This window comes from Martinezella calliandrae, assembly GCF_030272695.1.
GTDB lineage: Bacteria > Pseudomonadota > Alphaproteobacteria > Rhizobiales > Rhizobiaceae > Rhizobium > Rhizobium calliandrae.
Map to the genome: position 1 here is coordinate 39,896 of NZ_JARFYN010000031.1, position 21,430 is coordinate 61,325.

The 21,430-nt window shown below is 54.8% G+C and carries 17 protein-coding genes and 1 pseudogene; 8 read left to right on the forward strand and 10 right to left on the reverse strand.

Annotation, left to right across the window (positions count from 1 at the left end):
• Positions 1-55: 55 nt before the first annotated feature.
• Both PY650_RS21900 and PY650_RS21905 read right to left on the reverse strand, forming a co-directional pair.
• The gene (locus PY650_RS21900) at positions 56-1,981 is read right to left on the reverse strand and encodes an acyltransferase family protein (protein WP_285881649.1); all 1,926 of its coding nucleotides are present in this window, start codon (positions 1,979-1,981) and stop codon (positions 56-58) included.
• A 206-nt stretch (positions 1,982-2,187) separates the two neighbouring features.
• Positions 2,188-2,770, reverse strand: a pseudogene (locus PY650_RS21905) (NodA family N-acyltransferase).
• Between the two features lie 480 nt (positions 2,771-3,250).
• Here PY650_RS21905 and PY650_RS21910 point away from each other — a divergent pair.
• The 4 genes from PY650_RS21910 to queC all read left to right on the forward strand — a co-directional run bounded on the left by PY650_RS21910 (position 3,251) and on the right by queC (position 6,074).
• Positions 3,251-3,469, forward strand: a complete 219-nt coding sequence (locus tag PY650_RS21910) for a hypothetical protein (protein ID WP_120708890.1) — start codon at positions 3,251-3,253, stop codon at positions 3,467-3,469.
• A gap of 885 nt (positions 3,470-4,354) precedes the next feature.
• Positions 4,355-4,987, forward strand: a complete 633-nt coding sequence (queE, locus tag PY650_RS21915) for a 7-carboxy-7-deazaguanine synthase (RefSeq protein ID WP_285881650.1) — start codon at positions 4,355-4,357, stop codon at positions 4,985-4,987.
• Positions 4,984-5,340 carry a 6-carboxytetrahydropterin synthase QueD gene (gene queD, locus PY650_RS21920; protein ID WP_285881651.1) on the forward strand — a complete coding sequence of 119 codons (357 nt, stop codon included), beginning with the start codon at positions 4,984-4,986 and terminating at the stop codon, positions 5,338-5,340. The genes queE and queD overlap by 4 nt, the downstream gene beginning before the upstream one ends.
• A 14-nt stretch (positions 5,341-5,354) precedes the next feature.
• Positions 5,355-6,074: a 7-cyano-7-deazaguanine synthase QueC gene (queC, locus tag PY650_RS21925; RefSeq protein ID WP_285881652.1), complete on the forward strand. Its 720-nt coding sequence runs from the start codon at positions 5,355-5,357 to the stop codon at positions 6,072-6,074.
• 393 nt (positions 6,075-6,467) lie between these two features.
• Here queC and PY650_RS21930 read toward each other — a convergent pair whose 3' ends face one another.
• The 3 genes from PY650_RS21930 to PY650_RS21940 all read right to left on the reverse strand — a co-directional run bounded on the left by PY650_RS21930 (position 6,468) and on the right by PY650_RS21940 (position 9,623).
• Positions 6,468-7,517: an AraC family transcriptional regulator gene (locus PY650_RS21930; protein WP_285881653.1), complete on the reverse strand. Its 1,050-nt coding sequence runs from the start codon at positions 7,515-7,517 to the stop codon at positions 6,468-6,470.
• A 201-nt stretch (positions 7,518-7,718) separates the two neighbouring features.
• Positions 7,719-8,657 carry a LysR family transcriptional regulator gene (locus tag PY650_RS21935; RefSeq protein WP_285881654.1) on the reverse strand — a complete coding sequence of 313 codons (939 nt, stop codon included), beginning with the start codon at positions 8,655-8,657 and terminating at the stop codon, positions 7,719-7,721.
• Positions 8,658-8,885: 228 nt separating this feature from the next.
• Entirely contained in the window at positions 8,886-9,623 is a 738-nt protein-coding gene (locus tag PY650_RS21940) for a calcium-binding protein (protein ID WP_349644509.1), read from the reverse strand.
• Positions 9,624-10,355: 732 nt separating this feature from the next.
• Between PY650_RS21940 and PY650_RS21945 the strand changes: the two genes are divergently transcribed.
• The gene (locus PY650_RS21945) at positions 10,356-10,808 is read left to right on the forward strand and encodes an SgcJ/EcaC family oxidoreductase (protein WP_285881656.1); all 453 of its coding nucleotides are present in this window, start codon (positions 10,356-10,358) and stop codon (positions 10,806-10,808) included.
• A 148-nt stretch (positions 10,809-10,956) separates the two neighbouring features.
• On the opposite strand, the gene PY650_RS21950 is transcribed toward PY650_RS21945, so the two are convergent.
• Positions 10,957-11,352 (reverse strand): omptin family outer membrane protease, encoded by a 396-nt coding sequence (locus PY650_RS21950; RefSeq protein WP_285881657.1) that lies wholly within the window; start codon positions 11,350-11,352, stop codon positions 10,957-10,959.
• 625 nt (positions 11,353-11,977) lie between these two features.
• Here PY650_RS21950 and hemN point away from each other — a divergent pair.
• Positions 11,978-13,294, forward strand: a complete 1,317-nt coding sequence (hemN, locus tag PY650_RS21955) for an oxygen-independent coproporphyrinogen III oxidase (protein WP_432761563.1) — start codon at positions 11,978-11,980, stop codon at positions 13,292-13,294.
• Between the two features lie 390 nt (positions 13,295-13,684).
• Here the strand turns inward: hemN and PY650_RS21960 are convergent, their stop codons facing one another.
• The 4 genes from PY650_RS21960 to PY650_RS21975 form a co-directional block, all read right to left on the reverse strand.
• Positions 13,685-14,719, reverse strand: a complete 1,035-nt coding sequence (locus PY650_RS21960; RefSeq protein WP_285881659.1) for a porin — start codon at positions 14,717-14,719, stop codon at positions 13,685-13,687.
• A 510-nt stretch (positions 14,720-15,229) separates the two neighbouring features.
• The gene (locus PY650_RS21965; protein WP_285881660.1) at positions 15,230-15,454 is read right to left on the reverse strand and encodes a ferredoxin; all 225 of its coding nucleotides are present in this window, start codon (positions 15,452-15,454) and stop codon (positions 15,230-15,232) included.
• 33 nt (positions 15,455-15,487) lie between these two features.
• Positions 15,488-16,666: a cytochrome P450 gene (locus tag PY650_RS21970; RefSeq protein ID WP_285881691.1), complete on the reverse strand. Its 1,179-nt coding sequence runs from the start codon at positions 16,664-16,666 to the stop codon at positions 15,488-15,490.
• 214 nt (positions 16,667-16,880) lie between these two features.
• The gene (locus tag PY650_RS21975) at positions 16,881-17,036 is read right to left on the reverse strand and encodes a hypothetical protein (RefSeq protein ID WP_285881661.1); all 156 of its coding nucleotides are present in this window, start codon (positions 17,034-17,036) and stop codon (positions 16,881-16,883) included.
• A 494-nt stretch (positions 17,037-17,530) separates the two neighbouring features.
• Between PY650_RS21975 and PY650_RS21980 the strand changes: the two genes are divergently transcribed.
• Entirely contained in the window at positions 17,531-18,556 is a 1,026-nt protein-coding gene (locus PY650_RS21980; protein ID WP_245472452.1) for an L-histidine N(alpha)-methyltransferase, read from the forward strand.
• Positions 18,557-19,322: 766 nt separating this feature from the next.
• Entirely contained in the window at positions 19,323-21,266 is a 1,944-nt protein-coding gene (locus PY650_RS21985) for a flavin-containing monooxygenase (protein ID WP_285881662.1), read from the forward strand.
• Positions 21,267-21,430: the final 164 nt, after the last annotated feature.

Below are 21,430 nucleotides of genomic sequence, written 5' to 3' on the forward strand. Positions count from 1 at the left end.
GCGCCAGGGTGCGCGTCACCTTCCCTCGTCACTGGAAGTTTTTGTCGAACATGCTCTAACGGGCCGCCCTGATCAGCTTTTCAGCTAGTTTTGTCTGACGAGCGATGATCTCTGATCCTTCATAGGAAAGGTGACCGCTGTCCCGGTAAAGGAATTTGCCGTCGATCTCGGTTTTGCACGTGGTGCCGTCGCAAAGAAAGTTGTGATAAGAAACCACCCCAACATCAGCCTTCAAGCCCACTTCGTTCAACAGCTCGAGCGTACGGGCGCGTCTCCGGCGGTATTCGCTGACATATATTTCGCAGCCGCTGTAGCGCCCAAGAATAATCGCTCCCCTCGCCTTCCGCTCAAGGCAATCGCCAATGTCGAAGTTTCCGACTGGCGGAGGAGCAACCACAACCACTCGCTTGCCCAAAGCGCGAACATCTTTGACGAGAGCCTTGATTCCCTCAACGGTTATATACAGAGAGGCCTCGTCATCGGTGAGGGTCTCACCGCTTCTCTTAAGCACCATAAATTCATTCGATACGGGGGTATCGAAAGGGCTTGAGATGGCCACCGTGCTGATCTCCGGCCGATTTCTCAAAATGGCCAGAACACGATCATTGAATGCAATGCAGTCCTCGCCGAAGGCACGGGAAAAGGGCGACGCTAACTCTTTGGAAACAGCAGCAACGCCAATGGCCGGGAAGCACCCGCTCATTGTGAGCTGAGCTAGTCCGGCTTCGCCGATTGTTTTGGCTAAGCCGGGAACCAGTGCCATGGCAAATGAATCGCCCCAGACCAGTAATTCAGGTTTGCTTGTCGTCTGGCAGCTCTTCGGGACGTCCTGAGGAGGCGGACCCGGTTTGAAATCACATTCTCTCCCCAGACCGTAGTTGATCCGCCGGACTGTGGCAAAATCAAACTTTCTCTCGGTTGTGGCAATGGCAACAGAGGGCGAGAAGGCGAGAAGAATCGACGCGGCGGCCAATCCTGAGACCAGCCGGACGCGAGACATCACGTATCCACGCCGGAATGGCTCCTCCACGAACGAGTAAAGCCCCAAGCTTCCAATAAATGAGAAAGCAACGGCCGTATAGATCGCAAGCGCCGGAGGCTCCGCCAGCCAAACAGCTCTCACATAGACAAGTACGGGCCAGTGGATCAAATAGAGTGAGTAAGAGACGTCCCCGATCCTCGCCATGCCTCGCACCATCACATTGTCCTGGGTGGGCGCAAGCAGGAGGGCCAGAGTTGCAAGGCAAATCAAAGCGGCATCCACGACGGGATGTGCGAGGCCCGTCGGGGCAAGGAGGAGAACCGCGAGCGCGGGAAGACGCAGCTTCATAAGCGCGGCAGACACCAAGGGTCTGGTGGGAAGCAATGCGCCAAGTGAACCAATGGCCATTTCCCAAGATCGGGTCGGCAGAAGGTAAAACACAGCAGATGGGTTCTGGGCGACCAGATAAAAACATAGAGCTAGGCTAGCGACAAGGAGCGTCGCAATTCCGATGAGCCACCATCTCCTCGGCGCCAAAGCCAAGAAGAGAGGCAGCAGCAGATAGTACTGTTCTTCAACGGAGAGCGACCAAAAATGCAAGAGGGGCATCGTTTCGGCGGCCGAGCCGAAATAGTCCACTTGGGACCAAAGAACGATGTTAGTGGAAAATGTGAGCGCCCCTATGACCTGATTACGGAACTCCCGCAGCCCGACGTCCGACAGCAAAAATGGCGCGGCGACCGTCGTAAGCGCAATGACGACGTAGGCCGCCGGCAACAGACGCTTCGCACGTCGGTAATAGAATTCCGAAAAGCTGAACCGCGATTGCTCAAGCCGCGTCCGGATCAGTCTGGTAATCAGAAAGCCGGAAATCACAAAAAAAACGTCAACGCCCAGATAGCCAGCTGTAAACGGCCCAATACGTGCGTGATAGAGGACGACCAGCAAAACAGCCAAGCCACGCAAGGCTTGGATATCAGTTCGAAATTTTCGCGGCATTGAGTAGACCTGATGTAATTCTCAATCGATTGGATTAACTGAGGGCTCGACGGGAGGCTGCCATAAACTAGAACTGCCCTAAGCAAGGAAGCGATTGATCTGCTGCGGACTGGCCCTTGCCCGAAGAGGCCGCGTCTGATGCGCGCAACACGTCAAGGATTTCCTGTTTGCGATAAGGGTGAGGACGTCGATGCAATCGAACGGCATCATAGCTCCGGCCCGTTCCGGTCGATCATCGCACCAATCGGCCATCGATCGTCCAATCGGCAAAACCGTAACCAGTGCGTCATCGATGCGCGTGGGCGGCTTGTCGAGACGCGGCTCTGGCAGCATAGACCGTCCGCGCACGCCCGACAAAACCGTCATCGGGCCGTGCCGACCGAGCCTCTCAATATGCTTTTGCAACGCGGGTCGGACCGTGCCGAAAGCAAATGGCACGGCGAGCTCCCCCAGTATTGGCAGCACGGCGCGGATGGAATGGCTAATCCCCAGTCTTTCAAGATCGGTGCGCACCCCGTACAATCCCAATTCGGCGACGGGTAGGTCGACGGCCCCAACTTTGATGAATCGACGCAGCAATCCCATGTGAGCGGCGACACCACCAGAGTCATAGCCGATTGCCCGCACCTCGGGTCTCGCTCCCGCCCAGCTTCGACTGCCCTCGAATGGTTTTGCGTTATAGAGGCCGGTAGGCCCATAGATCCTTCGAAAGAAGTCGGCAAGTCCGACGTGGTCGGCGAGCTCCAGCTCGTTTTCCCAGCATAGTTTCCACCGCACTTGCGAGCACATGCAAAGATCTCCGACTATTTCTTAAAACGGCTAACCGATGAAAGTCGCGATACCGAGGGCGCGTACAACGCATTCGCCAGCAGTCGATGCAGCCCCTATGCCAACAGGGTCCTCCTTGGCGTCAGGTTCCGATCTGTTGGGCCCTGTAACCAAGTACCTGTCCTATCCTGAACCGCTTGGCGAAGCCATCAGTGGGCTTGACGTCAATCAAACGACCCTCTTCTAATGGATCATACCGATCAATCCGTAAAATCGATTATTTGGATGCAACCCATTCGAATGACGGATGGATATCGCTTCGGAACGCCTTGATGTAAGCCCTTGTTGCGTTCGATGCGCTAACGACTGGAGCGTGGCTTGCACTGAGAGCATGGCCAGAGAATTCGATTATAATTGCGCTGGACGGTTATCAGCCAAATGTGCTGGCCATGGCGAGAATAAACGTCTAGACCGCTCAGTCATAAACAGGCGGGACGAATAATGGCAGAATACATCAACATCGATAATCGGGGTGACTTCGGTATCTGGGCCATCGAAGTCGCCAAGCGGATCGTCGGCGAACAAGGTTTTGACCTGGCCAAGGCCGCGCGTGATGAAACCGAAGAGGCTGTCCGGGAAGCAGGCAATGCTCTTGGACAGGCTATCACCAGTGCGCTCATGGAAGTCTATGACGGCCTCCTTGAAGGCGCGCCAGAATAGGCTGCACAATATTGGCAGTTTGGCGACTCGCCTCCGCAGATGCGCTGCGCCCAGCAGACACATTCAATCTTGCATTGATCACTTGGCGTAACGCCGATCGGGAATTTCGTCGACATGTGCTTTCTTTTGTCCCGGATGCGCTTCAGTCGGCAGCGCAAGAAGGCCGGACAATGGGATCACAATCGAAATCAGCTTACTGCTAACGGCGGATACTATGACCCACTCCGGCGATCGCCACCTGTGGCGTGATTGTACCTTGGAGACCGATCGCTGCTTAATCGGCCGAAGGAACTGACGCCCAGCATCCCGGCTCATCACTCTTGATCGGGCATTCGCCCTGTCATTACCGCGTGGCAGGCAATGACAGGGCGGGGCGCGCTGACGCGGATGGCATTGGTGCGCCAGCGACAAGGCGCACGGTCTATATCAGACAATCTGCCCTAGGGGGAACCCTGTTTGCGTAAAGAACGGTGGTCATAGCGGAAGCATGCCATGATCGGAAAAAGCTTCAATCGATCTGAACACGGAGCTGCGTCGCAAGGAATGGACACAGGCGACAACGCCGATAACGTCGATCGACCTCGAGCACTCAGCGACCTGTCATCCCGAAATCAAAATCAATTGCAGGACGTTGATATTGCTCAACGACACAGGAGAGCGAAGCGGTTAGGAAAATACTGAATCGGGCTGGGAGACGGCAAGGCTGCAGACCTCATCTTGACAAAATATAGCGAGGCGCAGCTGCGTTCGTACTTCAGTTATCCGACTGCGCCGCAGTTTCTCGGTTGCGAAAGCAGCTAGATCACTGCGGAGATCGACGCGCGGCATTCACGGCCGAGACAGCAAAGATCGCGATGACGATGCCGTTACGGAGATAGGTGGAGTATGAGCTACATCGTCAAAGAATTGTTCAAGACGCTTCAAGGCGAAGGCGCTCAAGCCGGACGTGCTGCTGTATTTTGCCGATTTTCGGGGTGCAATTTGTGGTCAGGTCGAGAGGAGGATCGGCACAAAGCACTTTGCCAGTTTTGCGACACCGACTTCGTCGGTACCGATGGCTACGGAGGCGGCAAATTTCAGGATGCGGCCTCACTAGCGGGTGCAATCGCCGCCACCTGGGGAAAGATAGAACGCAACCGATATGTGGTTTTCACAGGTGGCGAGCCGCTGTTACAGCTGGACACAGCTCTCATCGGCGCCGTGCGTGCAGTTGGCTTTGAAATTGCAATTGAAACAAATGGTACAATTGAGCCGCCAAAAGGTATCGACTGGATTTGCGTCAGTCCAAAGGCTGGCGCGCCGCTGGAACTTAGATCTGGGAGCGAACTTAAACTCGTCTACCCGCAGGTCGATCTCTTTCCTGACGATCTCCCTGACGTCCATTTCGACCAATATTTCCTTCAGCCCATGGACGGGCCGGATCGCGTAAGAAATACCGCAGCCGTTACAGAGTTTTGTCTGCAGAACCCGCATTGGCGGCTCAGTCTGCAGACCCACAAAATGATCGGAATGCCATGAAAATCATTCAAGCGTTTACCTTCGAGGCCGCTCATTGTCTGCCGCATGTTCCGACGACGCACAAGTGCCATCGAATGCATGGCCATTCATATCGGATTGAGCTCCAATTGGAGGGCCAGGTCGATCCGAATACGGGGTTCGTCATTGATTTTTTTGATGTAGAAAAGGTCTTTGGACCAGTTATCGAGCAACTCGATCATCATACACTTAATGAGATCCCAGGATTGGAAAATCCGACCGCAGAGAACATCGCGGTTTGGGTTTGGGAAAAGATCAAGCCTCTCGTTGGCGGAGTGCGATCGGTCAAGGTGTTCGAGACTCCCTTTTGTTGGGCGGAATATGACGGCACGTGATAAGGAGCACGGAGGTGGCGACGTCTGCATTGGTCTTATTTTCCGGCGGGCAGGATTCGACAACTTGCCTGGCTTGGGCACTCGATCGATACGAGCGCGTCGAGACGGTGGGTTTTGATTATGGCCAACGGCATAGGATTGAACTTAAGTGCCGCGAAACGCTTCGTACCAAGCTTCGGATGATCAATGCGACGTGGTCGGAACGCCTTGGTGATGATCACAGGATTTCTCTTGCAGCTCTCAAAGAGATCTCAAACACCGCGCTAACAAGCAGTATGGCAATCGAATTGGCCGATACTGGGCTTCCGAACACCTTTGTTCCGGGCCGCAATCTGATTTTCCTGACGTTTGCGGCAGCGCTCGCCTATTGTAGAGAGTTAGAACACATTGTCGGCGGAATGTGCGAAACCGATTTTTCCGGGTATCCAGACTGTCGCAACGATACGATGAGGGCCCTGCAGACTGCGTTTAATCTCGGAATGAAGAAGCATCTGGTCTTGGACACACCGCTTATGTGGATAGACAAGGCGCGGACCTGGCAGCTTGCCAAGGACCTCGGAGGTAAGGAACTCGTCGATATGATTATAGAGAACAGTCACACCTGCTACTTGGGGGTTCGGGGTGACCAGCACGAATGGGGTTATGGGTGCGGAATTTGCCCAGCCTGCGACTTGCGGGCAAAGGGCTACCGGACATTTCTCGGGCAAGAAGTGCGCAATCTGGCAAAATCCTGAGCGTCGAATGGTGCTCCGAAAGTCGGTGACACCCTTGATGAGATCGCGGATCATTGTGCGCCCTAATCTCATCCAACTTGGGCTCAGGCAACTCTACGCACTCGAACGCAGCAAGGACGAAGCTGCAGCCTCGGTGAGTCGAACCGCACATTGGCGCCAGCTCAAGACCTTTCTGGCATTTGCTGCATTAGGTTCAGGATCCCGGCACCATTTACGAACGGCAAACCAATTCCGCCGTTTTGCGGAACGACGATTCGAGCCTAACCTGTGACCCCCCACCCTTATCCTCAGTTCGCCACTTGACGAACATCGATGGTGGCTTCTCGAGCCGGGCTGCAGTGCAATCTTATCACCGCCTATGGCACTTCCGCTGATCATCTATCAAGCGAGAGCTCATGTCAGCGAAATCCAACCGCCCACCGCAGTTTTTTGTTGCCGGCAAGCGCGAGGCGGCATGCCCCTGATGCGTCTCCTCGTGTCGGAAGGGCCTTCGCCGTAGCTCGCTTTATACATTGCCGAGAACCGTCCGAAGTGAAAGAACCCCCATTTCAAGCAGATTTCTCTAGTAGAGCTCGCGTTTGCGGGATCAAGTAAATCCACCCGCGCCGCACGCAACCGAAGCCTCGCCAGATATGCGGCCGGCGTGGTTTCCCGAAAAGCCCGGAAGCCAAGTTGCAATGCGCGTATCGACACTCCGGCGGCTTCGGCGACCATCGGCATTCTGATCGGCTGACTGATATTGGCTTCCATAAACTCTATCGCCCGGCGGACATGCTTGGGTGCAATCATGCAAGGCTGCCTGTCGAGCAGGTGGGAAAGCTTATGCGGCACCAGGCGCACTATGACGTCGGCCAAAGCTTGCGTGACGTGCGCCATCGCGACTGGGGATCGCACCGAGGGATCACGCAGGCCTTGAATGACAGTCTCCGCGAGTGAGCCAATCATTTGGCCAGCCGGAGTCGACATTTCTAATTCCGGCAGGAGATTCAACGATCCGCTGAATGGCGTTTCGAAGGTTTGATCAAGCGTTTGGAGAACGACGTTCCAGTCGAGCAAAAGCTCGTCAATGACGTTCGATCGGCCGTACATCATGACGCTTTCCGCCTCGAGATTGTTATAGAGAAGCAACTTTCCATGGCGGGCGACGGCCTCGCGCGAGCCGTAGGTCACCCCCATACCACCGCTGCGCGGCAGCACAACCGACAAATGCGGCACTGCGCTGGTGGTAGGTTGAATTTGAAACTGAAACTCGTGCCGGTGAAACCCCTTGATCACCGTGGCACAATCAAAGTTCGAAAAATCAAGACTCCATTGGAAGTCATCGACCGGACTGACAAGCTCGGCCCTATATTCGCCAAAGGCGGCGCCGAGTGTTTCGATCATGCCATCAAACGTCGATCCACCGCGTTTAAATGTCAAATGTGGGTTGCTACTTTGCGACATCCGGCCCAGGTCTCCATACTAGATTTCTTCTATTTGCTATGATCTGCGGTTGTCGCCGCCGATGAAGGGTCCGGCTCGTCGTCCAGCTCAGCTGCCGTGAGAGCTTGGGACATCCACCAAGCGTTGGCCTTGATGGCTTACTCGATCGTGCCAACGATCTCGTATTGGCACGCCACACAAAGCTCAGCTTCATTCCGTCTCCTAATTACCATGTTCGCGTGACATGGAAGAATTTGCTAGCCGGCACGCCTCCTGCCGCATTATCTCTCGCATCCAGGTACTTGCCGGATCGTTTTCATGGGAGGTCGGCCACTGGATACCCTCGGTGAAGGCGGGAAGAGGTATAGGATTCTTCACAATCCGTAGTGGCATTGATGTTTCAAAGTGCTTCACCAACCGCAGAGGCATAATTGCGAGCCTGTCGGTGCCTAGAAGCGCGGCCGGCACCAAGCCAAAACCTTGAACGGCCACTTCGATACGTCTTTTGATGCCATGTTCCAACAAATAAAAGTCCTCAATGGACTGCTGCTGGCCAAGCCCGAACCTAGCCGTAACGTGACCCATCGACATATAGTCTCTGACCGTAAGGTGATCAGTTAGCTTGGTGTTCGTGGCACAGCCGACGGACACGAACTTTTCGTCGAATAGCTTCGCTCTGGGGTGCGCACTCGACATGAACAATTCCGGAAGAATTAGAAAATCGGCTCTTCCCCGCCGCAAAAGCTGATCCGGATTGTCGGTTAGCGGAAGCAACTCAAAACTAACTGCGGGAGCTTCGCGCGCGAGACGCTCTATGATATTTCGAAAGAAGACAGTCGTCATGAAATCGCAAATCGCAATCCTGAAGTGTCGCTCCGGTTCGTCTGGAGCGAACCCGGCGCCAGAAACAATGGTGAGTTGAATGTGTTGTAGTGTCTCGCGGACCGCTGAGGCGAGGCCTTCCGCACGAGGCGTGAGAACAAGTTCTCGGCTCTGCATCGTAAACAGATCATCGTGGAAATAATTACGCAGCCGGCGGACGGCGGCACTCATTGCCGGCTGACTGAGATTGATGCTGCGCGCCGCCGCTGTAAGGTTGCGTTCAGTCACCAAAGCGTCCAATGCGACGAGAAGATTAAGATCAAGACCCTTGAAACGCATAAGCGGATTAACCTGGCAGCTGTTGGAAGCAGAAGAAGAACAGTCGAATTTAAACGTTGCAGGGCCGATCTGAGGCCGTGAAGTTTCAAAGCAAGATGAAACAGCATCGCAAAGACTATTAAGTGCGCAATCCGGACATCTCTGGATTGAATTGACTAGTTTGGGCTGTAGGTGATCTGATCGGCCGCAAAGTCAAACGAGGCCCGTAGCGGCGGACTCGCGCACAAGCTAAAACCGCGCATCTGCTAAGATGTAAGGGCCGCGGCAAATATTGCAATCTGTCAGATGCATATGGGCAAGATCGTCCACAGTCTGGACACCAGTTAGGTGAACCAACTCGTCCACGCTGTTTTCCGAGGTGACATAGGCCAGGTTTGCAGTTTGCGTCTTATAGTCGTGGTAGACAAGGATGTCGCCGGCAGCCTCGCCTGAAATCGCACTTGCGGCCGCCGAGCCATCGGCGAAACTCCGGTCAGTGATCACCACGACGTACTCGCCGTTCGTACCTGAGGCCGCGCCACTGTAGAAGGTGTCCACTGGGAAGCCCGACCGCACGCTGGCATGGTTGATGAAATTCGCGCTGAAGCCGCCGTTGTAGAGGTCCATCGGATCGAAGGCGAAAGTATCCTGCGCCGGGTCGAAATCCAGGATGGTGGAGATGTCCGGGGCTGGGCCCTGTTTCGGGAAGATCCCGGGCATCGGGTTGTGGTCCCCTGGCATCGGATTGTGGAACTGGAAGAGGAACGTGTCGCGGCCTTCGCCCCCTTTCAGCCAATCCCTGCCGTCACCGACGAAAAGAACATCATCGCCTTTTCCGCCGGAGAGATAGTCGTTGTCCTCACCGACGATGGGGGGTTTATCACGCCCGTTGTCGCCGCAGATGTAGTCGCTGCCATCTTCGCCGTAGATCTGGACATTGCCCGCTCGAGCGTCGATCCAGTCGTTGCCGGAAGAATCAATGATCACATCGTCACCATTGCTGCCAAAGAGGCTGTCGGCGTTCTCGCTGCGCGGAAAAACTTTTCCATCGGAAATACTCCTTGTGAGGCGGCGCTACAAACGCCGCGTGACGTCTACATATTTCTCATTGGACAGTGGGTTGATTGTTTCGATTGATTGCATTCACATCACCGATGCATTCCTACGCACCTTGTTCTTTGCTGAGATGTGCCGAGGTCGTCGGCTTGGCCGATTGGCAAACCCCGGACGGGACCAGGGGGCTTGAATCCAAATTGATCGCGTGGATGCGTGTTATCCAAACAATCGATTTTACGAGTTGATTGTCGCGCTGCATTAGACGAGCCATCAATTGACGAAGATCACGCCGTCGACCGCGCACGAGTGGTGCAGGAAAGGATTAAAATGGGTCAAGAGGCCCCGCTATGGGATGTGGTGCTGCCAAGGGTCCGACTAGCTTCACTAAATCACGTGGTGATCGCCGCCTCTCTCTGTCTTTCACCAATCCTGGCGAATGCCCACTTCCAAGCGGCAATGGAAGTACAGCGTCGCCAGCGTGGAGGGCTAGCCGAGGATTGGGCGGCGTCCCTCGTTATGTTCGAAGGATTTTTCGTGCCGCTCCGTGAAGCAAATCCTTTCGGTTGGCATGTCGATCTTGGTGATATTAACCAGGCCTCAAGCCCCAGAGAAAGTGTCCATACAGTCACTCAACCGATCCCGCAACAGAACCGGAGATGACACATGCGTCTTATACTTGCCACCGCGGCGGTACTTTCCACTCTCTCATTGCAGCAAGCCGACGCTGGCACCATAAACTGCGCACCGATCACCGAGCAGCAGGTAGCCGAATTGTTCGACCGCTGGAACGCGTCGCTCGGAACGCGAGATTCCGAGAAGGTCGCGGCGAACTATGCGGAGAATGCGATCCTGCTGCCTACGCTGTCGAACACGCCGCGCCTGACACACGAGCAGAGAATCGCTTACTTCGACCATTTCCTCGAAAAGCGGCCGCAAGGATCGATCGACCTCCGCGTGATTAGGGTCGGCTGTAACATGGCAACGGATAGTGGGATGTACACCTTTTCATTCGCAGATGGCACCAAAGTTCCCGCGCGTTACACCTATACGTATGAATTCATGGACGGAAAATGGCTAATCACAGCCCATCACTCCTCGATAATGCCTGAGAGGTAAGAGTGGCGATAGCACGTGCTGGCAAAGCCAGCATGTCCGCATGTTCGGTGAACCCAGCGCATCATTCCAGGCCAGAACCTTCATCAAGCATCACCTGTCTGATTTGCTCCGTCTTGGAAATCGAAATTCGCCAAATCGTTACCATGGCCTAGAACGTGAGCTTGAAACCGGCCGATAGGGTCAAGGCATAAAGGTCCATGCCGGCGCTATCCTTGAAGAATCCGACTTCTCGTGGCCTCGTCGACATGTAATACTCCCTCATGTCGCCTTTTCTCCGGAAGTACCTATCGAAATTGCCGGCCAGAAACAGGTTGACGCGGCCCGTTACTTGATAAACGGCCTTGGCACCGACCGAAACGGAAGGTTGCGCGTCGAACTCTTCTTCGAAATACAGATTGCGAAACCAGTACTTGCCGATATCCCTCGCATGGACGCTGACGCCGCCGCGTAATAGAGCCGAAAGGGTCGAGTCGCCGAACTTGGTAGTGGCTTCCGCACCAAGGAAAACACCGGGGTGATCGCGGCGTTGGCCGAGATGGTCCATCTATCATCAAGCTCGGCTTTGAAGCTCGCGTCAGAACCGGCGCATGGGTTTCCCAGATCAGGCGGCTGACGGACTTTGCACAGACCGCGCCGAAAAGACGGTACCCACCTGTTCGCGAGGCCGGTTCGGGGACGGCTCGTCCTTGGCGCAGCGCATTGCGGTTGGTTAGGCATGCAGAGTGCCAAGCGAAAAATGCTGCTTGAAACAATAAGATGAGATGCGCCGTAAACTTTGTCCTATGTCCGACATTGTCGAAACCGTAACGTTGCGCTTCGCTGCGAGGCGTTTGGTTATCTATCGGCGCCGTCGCTATGCCGCCATGACTGTCATTACGTGCAATCGTCTTTTGGCTTCCAGAGTGAAACAGATCGCTTTTGCGACTTCGATGATACCTAGCTCCTAGAGCTTCAACGCGATTGGCATGACCTTTGCGGCTCGTTAGAGGCGGCGGGAATTGCCGATTGACGTTCGGAAGACCGAAATCATGATGCCTGGCGGCGAAAAGCGCCCTTACCTTCTATCGGCGCAGAATCCCATTTGATCGAAAGGTAGACGACGCGTGAGATCTGGACATGGCAGGCTGGGCCGGAGACGAAACTCGTTGCCGCTAGCGCGATCGCCTCTCATCCAGAAAAAGCATAGTGGGCCCCATTTGCCTTGGTATACGATCTACCCAACTATGCAGGAGTTTTCTTCAGCAATCGGCGCCAAGGCTTGTGAAGAATGGCTGAGGAACCTGCCACCTGATGACGCCGTTTCGCTCTATCTTCACGTTCCATTCTGCCGGTCGATGTGCTGGTATTGCGGCTTTCCGACTAGCATCACTCGTCAGGATGCTTTGATCCTCAATTATCTGGCAATGCTGCATGAGGAGATCCGTTTGGTCGCGGGGCAAGTACCGCAGGCACTGCCCGTGAGTGACGTGCACTTCGGTGGTGGATCCCCGACCATTATGCCGCCAGCGGAGTTCCTGTCTCTGATGGAACTCCTGCGCGGCCGCTTCGCGTTCAGGAAAGCGGCTACAGTCGCTATTGAGGTCGACCCGCGCACCTTCACGAGGGAGATGGCCGAAGCTCTGGAAGTGGCCGGTGTGTGCCGCGCAAGCGTCGGCGTGCAGAGCTTCGATCCCATTGTCCAAAAAGCGATCAATCGGGCCCAGAGTGAGACGCAAGTGATGGCTGCCGTCAAAAACCTGCGCCTGCATGGAGTAAGCCGCATCAATTTCGACCTGATGTTTGGTCTGCCGCATCAAACACTGCAATCCTGTGTCCAGAGCGCCATGCTCGCAGTTGCAATGCGCCCCGACCGGCTCGCAGTTTTCGGCTATGCGCACGTCCCATCTTATCGAAAAAATCAGCGCTTGATTGAGAAAGCAGCGCTGCCGGATATCACTGCCCGCGCTGAGCAGGCCTCGGTGATAGCCGATACATTGGTTGCCGCCGGCTATCTCCAAATCGGGCTCGATCATTTCGCTCTCCCGGATGATGAGCTTGCGCTGGCGCAGAAAACCGGCCGCCTGCGGCGCAATTCCTTGGGTTACTCGGCCGATACATGCCAAACTGTGATCGGCCTCGGCGCGTCGGCCATCGGCCGTTTGGGCGAAGGATATGTCCAAAACGAACTCACCCAAAGCGCTTATAACCGACACATTGCGTCCGGCCGCTTAGCGACGTCACGGGGCTATCGTCTTAGCGGCGAAGATGGTGTACGGGCCGCAATCATCGAGCATCTCATGTGCAACTTGGAGGCGGACGTGCCGGCGATCTGTACTGTTCACGGATTTGATTCGATCGATTTACTGAGTGAGCACTTGGACACGCTTGCCGAGCACGGGATATTGGACATCGACAATGGTTTCATCCGTGTGCGGCAAGAGGGTCGCTTTGCGCTTCGCGCTGTCGCGGCCGCGTTCGATGCTTATCTCGACCGCTCCCCCCTCTGACGCGCCATGCGGCATGTGCGGAATCGGTTCGAAAATCGATCATAAAAGCTCGTTGAAGCGAATGGCTATTAGTTCCGGCGCTATGATGCGAAGGCGATCGGCAAATCGAATTGCAAGACAAGTGGCGGAAAAGCGTTTTCGGCAATCCGGACGCGGCGTTGTGGTCAAACTTAAAGCATGCGCGGGTCCGACGCTGATAGATTAGCCGCACGCAGCCTATCGCCTGTCCTTGCAGTTTGAGTATACTCATTACGATGCGTCGCAATTCGATTTGGCGGCACTCATCATCCGTTGCATCGGATTGGGTCCAATGCTTTGGTGCGCACGTGCTTCTCGCGTTGCTCAGCAGGACGTTATCTGTCTTCCCCGCCCGCTTTTTCTGGCCAAATTTTAAAATGACCGCTGAACGCGAAGCGCGCCGTACCAATTGTCCACATTGATCCTGTCGTAGTTCACGTAGGATAATTCCGGCTCGATCTTCAGATCTCTGGTTACAAACCATTCGATATTCGACGCAGCTTGGAACGTCTTGTTATCGGCGTATGCGAACTGCATGCTCCAGCTTAGTCTATCGTTGATCTTGACGGTGCTGCCGCCCCAGAAGGCCCAATCGCCGGTGCTTCCAGTAACGTCACCGTTCGCAAATTTGTTGATCTTGCTGCCATCCGTATTCCAAGCCCCCATAAGGAATGCACTGAGTAGGCCGAAATCAGCATCGAGACGAGCCTTGATTGCTCCTTCCTCCACAACGGAATCATAACCGCCGACAACTCTTAGCGACCAAGGACCGGCCTTGTAGCCAAGACCCACCACGGGGTCCGGCGCATAATGATCTGCGCTGTTGGGGTTAAGGTTCGTCGAAAGACTGTCTTCAATTGAGACGACGCCGAAGATGCCGTTGCCACTGTCATAGAAATATGAAAGCTGGTTCAATTTGATGGGGCCGTTGCCGATCACATCCGGATTGATGACATTGCCGGCGTAGCCGATCCAATCATTATATTGTGAGCCGGCGCGGCCGATGAGGAACCCACCGAGCGAGATATGCGCCACGGGCAGGTCGGCACCAATCGTATTGCTGTCGTCCATATAGTCGAACCGCAGAGTCGTCGTCGTCTTCAGCGGACCAAATTCGGTGTCTGTCGTCGCGTTGATATAGAGCTCGCTTCGCGTCAGCCAGGTGGTGCCGCTCGGCTCGACCGGGACATAAGGGTTGTACGAAGATGCCTGCGTACGGACCATGCCGCCGAGCTGCATGCAGGTTTCAGCTCCCGGGATATAGAAATAACCCTTGCCATATGAATCGCAGATATGGACATATTCAACCGGTTCCGGCTCGAGAGCGACGACTCCATTAACAGCGGATACGGAAGGCGCGAGCGAAAGTGATGCGATCGAGCCTAGAAGTAAGGATCTGATATTCACTGAAACTCCGATGTTTTAAGTCAACGCGCATCCTTCACGCGCCGCCAGGATGCGTGTCTTAAAATCGCCGTCGGGAAGAAAATCGTTATGGCATTCCAGCGACTCTTTGCCATAACTGATCAATCACGGGGCCTATTTTATATTTCTAGACGGGATAATCTCGGCCTCACTATTCTTTTGAGACAAGGGTATAATCCTTTCATTGCATCCGGAAATCTGACTGCAGAGGAAGACCTCGCCAGAAAACACTGTGCTGACATTTCGACATCTCCGCTCAATTGGCTTTGATGGTGAAGCGGCTGCAAATGACTGACAGCAATATGCGTGCCGTGGGAAAAACCCTTTATTTTACAATGCAACTCGGTCGAACCAGGTCGCGCGGCCGTCTACCATTGTCATACATCAAACAAGCCTGAGCGACATCGGCCTATGGTGTTAGCGGGTAACGGAGTTTGACACATGTTGAATCGTCGATCGATCCATTTGCTTTTTTCTTGCAAGTCGCCAGCATCAGCTCACGCCATCATTGGTAATGTGATCGGATGAGCGATCGATCTTGAGCGCACGTTCGGGGCAGGATCGAGCACCCCGTAATGCGAGAAATTCGTCTCTTTCAGCAACATTGATATTACCAGGCAGGATGTAGCCATCCTCATCCAACTTGAAGATGTCCGGTGCTTGCGACCAACATCGAGCGTGCCCCTGGCATTTGGCATTGCGGACGATGATGTGCATGCGGCACCCCCGTATCTGCGCCCCGTGCTTGCGTTAGGACCAGTCCAAAACTAGATTTTCGATTCCAAACACGTGGCCGCCATAGGTTATGGGGGCCGTACCTTCCTTGAAACGGAAATGAGGGATGCGCGACAGCCATTCCTCCAGGGCGATGATGATTTCTCGCCGGGCAAGATGTGAACCAAGACAACGATGCGGGCCACAGGCGAAGGCGATATGGCGGTTGTCCTCTCGTGCCAGATCGATCGTGTTGGGATTTTCGAATTCCACCGGATCACGATTGGCAATCATCGTGGCGCAGGAAACATAGTCCCCCTTGCGAATCGGCGCGCCTTTGAAGTCGACATCTTTTGTTGCCACGCGGATCATCTGTACGGTCGAATAGGCCCGCAGCAATTCTTCGGTTGCCAGTACAATCCTTTCCGGTTCACTCCGCAACAATTCCTGATCTTTTGGATTGCGCGCGAGATGGGCCAAGTCGAAACCCAACGCGGCTGCGACTGTGTCGAGACCTGCGACGAACAAAAGCACGCCGATGCCACGGACTTCCTTGTCGGCCAGCGAACGGTTATCAATCTCTGCCTCCACGATGAAGGTCATGAAGTCGTCGGCCGGCTCTTTGCGGCGCAAGGCCGCAAGTTCGTCGATAAACTCCAGAATTGCTCGAGCCGCCGCTGATCGTTGGGCCTTGTCTCCGTGGAGCAACCTGTTTGCCCAGCCGACAAACATGTCGAGCCGCTCGTCCGATAGTCCCAAGAAATGAAGAAAGACGCCAACTGTGAACGGGATGGCAAAATCCTTCATGACCTCGCAGCTATTGCTCGACGCGGAGATCTTTTCGACCTGGGTGATCGCTCGCGCACGGATAGACGGTTCGAGCGCTATCACTCGCTTTGGCGAGAACAGGGGATTAAGCAGGGAGCGAAAGATACCGTGGGCCGGTGGATCAAGCTCCAGTGGAATCAACGGCCAGTCGTCACCGAGCGCGGACGCGAAAATACTGCGGTTGCTGGAAAAAGTCTCGGGATCCTGCAGCACTTGGCGTTGGTCTTTGGCCCTGGTGATGAGCCAGGTGCCACGACCATCCCGGGTATTGTCGGGTGAATAAAAGATCGGAGGCCCGGCATGGACGCGAGCGACGGCTTCATGAGGATCTCCATTGGAGATGCGTTGCATGCCAGGCGACGTGAACAAGCTGAAGTCCCCCACCATTTCGCGCGGGACATGATCTGGGATATGGTCATTCACGACTTGCTTTCTCCTGGACTGGCGGCTTGCGAGGCTGCCGCCCGTAATGTTTTCGCCGGCACAAGCCTCTTTGTCGCGCTTCACCTACCCATCGAAACGCGAGAGCGCGAAATAATCGAGCGACGGCACCTCCGGCTCTCAGCCGTCCGCGGCCTATCGTTCGTGCTTCCGAATGATTTCATACGGCTCGAGATTTCATCGGCGGGTCTCCTTGCTGGTATTCAAAATAGTTTTCGGCATACCGGCCGGTGGCGATCGGACATTCCCTTCTATGGAAGGCCACCCAACGTGCCGGCAGCGCTAAACGCCTTGCATAGGAGAATTCAATATTCATGCCAGTTTCCTTGGCTGCCGCACAGCAATTTTCCGGTTTCTTTTCAACTGTTTAATGTGAGCCAGACAACCGAATGACTGAATAACGCCAGTGTCGGGGATCTAACAAAACTGGCAAAACGCAATTGCGATGGCGGAAAGCAGCTTGCGACGGCGCCGAGGTGGACGACCATGCGCAGTGACGTTGCGGTGTCCCGGTTCCGACAATGTCGGACACAGGAAAAGCTGCGTTGGTATCACTTCCTTGTTTTAAAACGATGTTCTCGTTTGGCCCGAATAATGCCTAACCGGCCGCCGACCGCCGGGCCAAGGAGGAAGAACATCTAAGGACCTGCCTGACAAACACGCGGGCAGCCGCCGCCAATACCGTACAATGCGAAGGCGCTGAGACCGTCGACCCGAATTAGGCGCTCAATGCTTGTTCAGTGAGATGAATTTCCTGCGCGAAGTTTCGCCCGCCGATTATCCCATCACCACAGCGAGAGGAGAGCAATTGTGAGCTTTCTCGAAACGAGTTTGGAGCTGTTTCGGCAAAAATATGCGCCAGACCTAGGTCCCGAGCAATACGCTCACCACACTGGACTTGACCGGGACGGCAATTCGATGAGTGGCTCGTTGTTGTGGGCAAAGGCTGAGGCCCAGAGGATCAATAATGCGCTCGACACCGGGACAGCCAATATGGTGGATGCCGAGATCAAGTTGGCGCAAGAACTTCAGCAGAAAGTGAGAGACTATGTCCGATGGCATCATCAAGACGAGCGGTCTCAAAAAGGGGTGTCAATTCTGGAGTATGGCCCCGGAACAGTGCGGGCATTCCAACAGAAGACCCTTCCCCTTGCAACGGAATTGCGCGGTAAGGCCTCACGCTGCGTACTGGTCGATCGCTCGAACGAGTTCCTTCGGGACATTGAGCAATTGCCTGCTCCTTGCGGCTTGAAAATCGAATTCATTCGCGACGATATATTTTCTGGGCAGCGCTTTTTTTTCGATGAGGAAGCGGCATTTGTCGTCATGTTTGGCCGGACATTTGGAAACCTCGCCGCCAGCATAAGTGAAACCCCTCCCGTGACGACGGTCGTCCAGGCGCTGAAGACAATATCGAACAGCGCGAAGCGGTGCTGGCTTGCAATCTCAATTGGCTCGGATCTGAGGTGGGATGTCGCAAGAGCCTACTACGAAGCGCATCCTGAATTTCAGCTGAATGTATTCTATCGAATGAAGGCAGAGTTACCCGTCGACGATAATTTTGATCCCAGTGCCTTTGAGTATGAAGCAGATATGAAGGGTAACGACAAGTTCATGCAAGTAATACATACGGCGATCGTAAATAGAGATTTATCATTTAATCTTAATGAAGAAAGCATCGCATTGAAAAGCGGTGATCGTCTGCATTTAAAGAACTCGTTTTCTTTTTCCGAAGCGTTTTTCAGGGAATGTGCGAACTTGGCAGGGCTTGTGCCGATCGACGTGCTTTCAGATAATGCCGGCTCAGACATTCACGTGTTAGAAAAGGCGACTTAAAAACAAGTCTTTCCGCCGTCGCCGGCGAACGTCAATCCTAGCATGCGATGGCCAATAACCGGCCGTTTTGACCATGTCTGGCAAGACTTTGCTGTCCATTATCAGTCAGAGCGACATGGGGTATCGGGCGTGGAAGACTGGACAACCTTCACAGTTGAAACGCTTGGTCGCCGAGCCCGATGTCCTGGCGAGAAGAGGCGTCAGGAGTCCCGCTTGCTCATCAGGCGTCTAATAGGTCAGTGTCGCATGGCTTTGTCCGATGGGCGACAATGCTGGATATAAGAAATATACAATTTTTGCCTATTGTATTGAATTAGCATCGATTTCTACTTTGGCACGCCCATTGCTGCGACGCATTTGCGGACGCGTCACGGGCCGACGATAATCGCACGGAGATGTCGATATGTTAGCACAATACTTTCTGCCGGGCCCTACGTCCGGTTATCAGCAGAACGTTCCAGATCCAGAAGACGGAAGAGACCGCGCAGACGTTTTCAGTTGTGCGCGGGCGAGCGAAACGAATGCCCCGAGCAAAGCCTCATCGCCGTCGCAACTTCCGATCTAAGGGCGCCTCATAAGCGGTTCTTCGCACGTGGCGATCGATGCCGACCGCCCAAACGGGTTCTGGATTAGATATTCGGCGGATTACTGCCGAAACTCCCTCATGCCCGTCGTCAAAACCGCGCGAAGTTGGCAGCAAATTTGCGTGCTGGCGCGATGCCTTGGCGTATCGGTCCAGACCCTTGCAATTGCAGGAACCTAAACCATGGAACACTCCACAGACCCGGACCAGTTCCGCCGGCGTATCGCCGAAGCGCTCCCTTCGGCCAATATTCCAACCCTGTTGCTCCTTCTTTATCAGTTCACAGGACGAGACTATTGGCTAAACCCGCCGTTTATTCCCGTGAAGAGCGGATGGGACGACAACGATTCCGGCGGTCTGACAGTCGAACTGCAGGCGGAGGTTCGCGATGCAGCACTGACCGCCATCACGGCGTGGCGCCAGGGAGAACACATCGCCAAGCCGGACTTATCGGCAGAAGAGTTGATCCGCATGCTATCCATGTCGGAGGCTGAGCCTATTCCGCCGGAATATGCTGACATGATGATCCACAAGCTGCGGAGGTATTCGGGCGTGGTTCCCGATCCGGTGTGCTTGCCGGAGGACTTCCGCGTGCTTGTCATCGGAGCCGGCATGTCCGGTATGGCAGCCGCAATTCGGCTACGACAACTGGGCGTTTCCTACATCCAGATCGAAAAGCAAAACCGCACCGGCGGCGTCTGGCATTCACATCACTACCCTGGCTGTGGAGTGGACACGCCCGGACATCTTTACTCCTACACTTTTGCCAGTGGCGACTGGAGCAAGTTCTTCCCTTTGCAGCGGGAAATCGACGACTATCTTAACCGGGTTGCCTGCGAATTCGGGATCGAGAGCTCGATCCGCTACGGCACGGAATGCCTCCACACTCGCTATGACGAAGAGAGCCGGACTTGGCATTCCCGGTTGCTCTTGCCAGACGGTACGGAAGAAACCCTCGTGACCAATGTGGTCATTTCGGCCGTCGGAGGCTTTACCACGCCGAAATGGCCGAATATTTCAGGCCTGCGTGACTTCGACGGCCCGGTGATACACACCTCGAATTGGGATCCAGATGTTTCACTCGACGGCAAACGCGTGGCTGTGATTGGTAATGGAGCCTCGGCAATGCAGGTTGTCCCAGCAATCGCAGATCGGGTGGGTGCCCTGACAATCTTTCAACGGTCGCGCCAATGGGCGGCGCCCTTTCCAAAGTTTCGTATGCCGGTTGCCGAGCCGGTGCGGTTCTTGCTGCGCGAGGTACCACACTACGAGTGGCTTTATAGGCTCCGGCTGAGTTGGATTTTTGACAGTCAAGTGCACCAGTCCCTACAGAAGGACCCGGCGTGGACGCATCCTGATCGCTCTGTGAATGCGATGAACGACGACCATCGCGAGACCTACACACGATATATCGAAGAGCAGCTGGCCGGGCATCCCGAGCTATTGGCCAAGGTCATCCCGCCCTACCCGCCATTCGGCAAGCGAATGCTCCTGGACAACGGCTGGTACCGAACCCTGTTGAGGCCGCAAGTTAATCTAGTAGACAGCGCTGCTGCCCATGTTGAAGGCAAGTCGATCCGCGCGATAAATGGCGACACCCATGAGGCAGACGTTCTCATTGTCGCCTCGGGCTACGACATCACACGCTTCTTGCTTCCGGTTCAGGTATTCGGACGCAATGGCGTGACAGTGCGTGAGGTCTGGAACGATGACGACTGTCAGGCCTATCTGGGTACCGTCGTGGCGGGCTTTCCGAACTTCTTCATGCTCTACGGTCCCAATACAGCCCTCGGTCATCGCGGCAACTTCATTTTCACGATCGAAAGCCAACTCGATTACGTGCTGAGCGTTCTGCGCCAGATGGGAGAAAAGAAGCTGATCGAGGTGGAATGCCGGCAAGACGTATATCAACGCTACAACCGGACGATCCAAGAAATGCACCAGAAGATGATCTGGAGCCATCCCGGCATGTCTACCTATTTCCGCAACGACCGGGGTCGAATCGTGACCAACAGCCCTTGGCGCCTGATCGATTATTGGAACCTGACGAAGGAAGCAGATCTCGGTGACTACCGCACGACGTGCCGCATCGGCTCCCAGTCGGAGACCACGGCGAAAGCGGTTTGAAATGACAACCCACCAGCCGCTCATGATTGGGCGCCGTTGAGATTGGGAATTTATGACTGTGACAGATCATTGCGAAGACGCCGCTTTGTCGAATAGCACAGCGATCACGTGGAACGAGTTTGCAGACAGTTGTCTATCGGGTTGCGCCCCTAATAGATTTCCGC

Coding starts and splice junctions, on each gene's coding strand:
- PY650_RS21900 (WP_285881649.1), bottom strand. CDS start 1,981: ATGCCGCGAAAATTTCGAACTGATATCCAAGCCTTGCGTGGCTTGGCT.
- PY650_RS21910 (WP_120708890.1), top strand. CDS start 3,251: ATGGCAGAATACATCAACATCGATAATCGGGGTGACTTCGGTATCTGG.
- queE (WP_285881650.1), top strand. CDS start 4,355: ATGAGCTACATCGTCAAAGAATTGTTCAAGACGCTTCAAGGCGAAGGC.
- queD (WP_285881651.1), top strand. CDS start 4,984: ATGAAAATCATTCAAGCGTTTACCTTCGAGGCCGCTCATTGTCTGCCG.
- PY650_RS21930 (WP_285881653.1), bottom strand. CDS start 7,517: ATGTCGCAAAGTAGCAACCCACATTTGACATTTAAACGCGGTGGATCG.
- PY650_RS21935 (WP_285881654.1), bottom strand. CDS start 8,657: ATGCGTTTCAAGGGTCTTGATCTTAATCTTCTCGTCGCATTGGACGCT.
- PY650_RS21945 (WP_285881656.1), top strand. CDS start 10,356: ATGCGTCTTATACTTGCCACCGCGGCGGTACTTTCCACTCTCTCATTG.
- PY650_RS21950 (WP_285881657.1), bottom strand. CDS start 11,352: ATGGACCATCTCGGCCAACGCCGCGATCACCCCGGTGTTTTCCTTGGT.
- PY650_RS21965 (WP_285881660.1), bottom strand. CDS start 15,454: ATGCACATCATCGTCCGCAATGCCAAATGCCAGGGGCACGCTCGATGT.
- PY650_RS21970 (WP_285881691.1), bottom strand. CDS start 16,666: ATGGTGGGGGACTTCAGCTTGTTCACGTCGCCTGGCATGCAACGCATC.
- PY650_RS21975 (WP_285881661.1), bottom strand. CDS start 17,036: ATGAATATTGAATTCTCCTATGCAAGGCGTTTAGCGCTGCCGGCACGT.
- PY650_RS21985 (WP_285881662.1), top strand. CDS start 19,323: ATGGAACACTCCACAGACCCGGACCAGTTCCGCCGGCGTATCGCCGAA.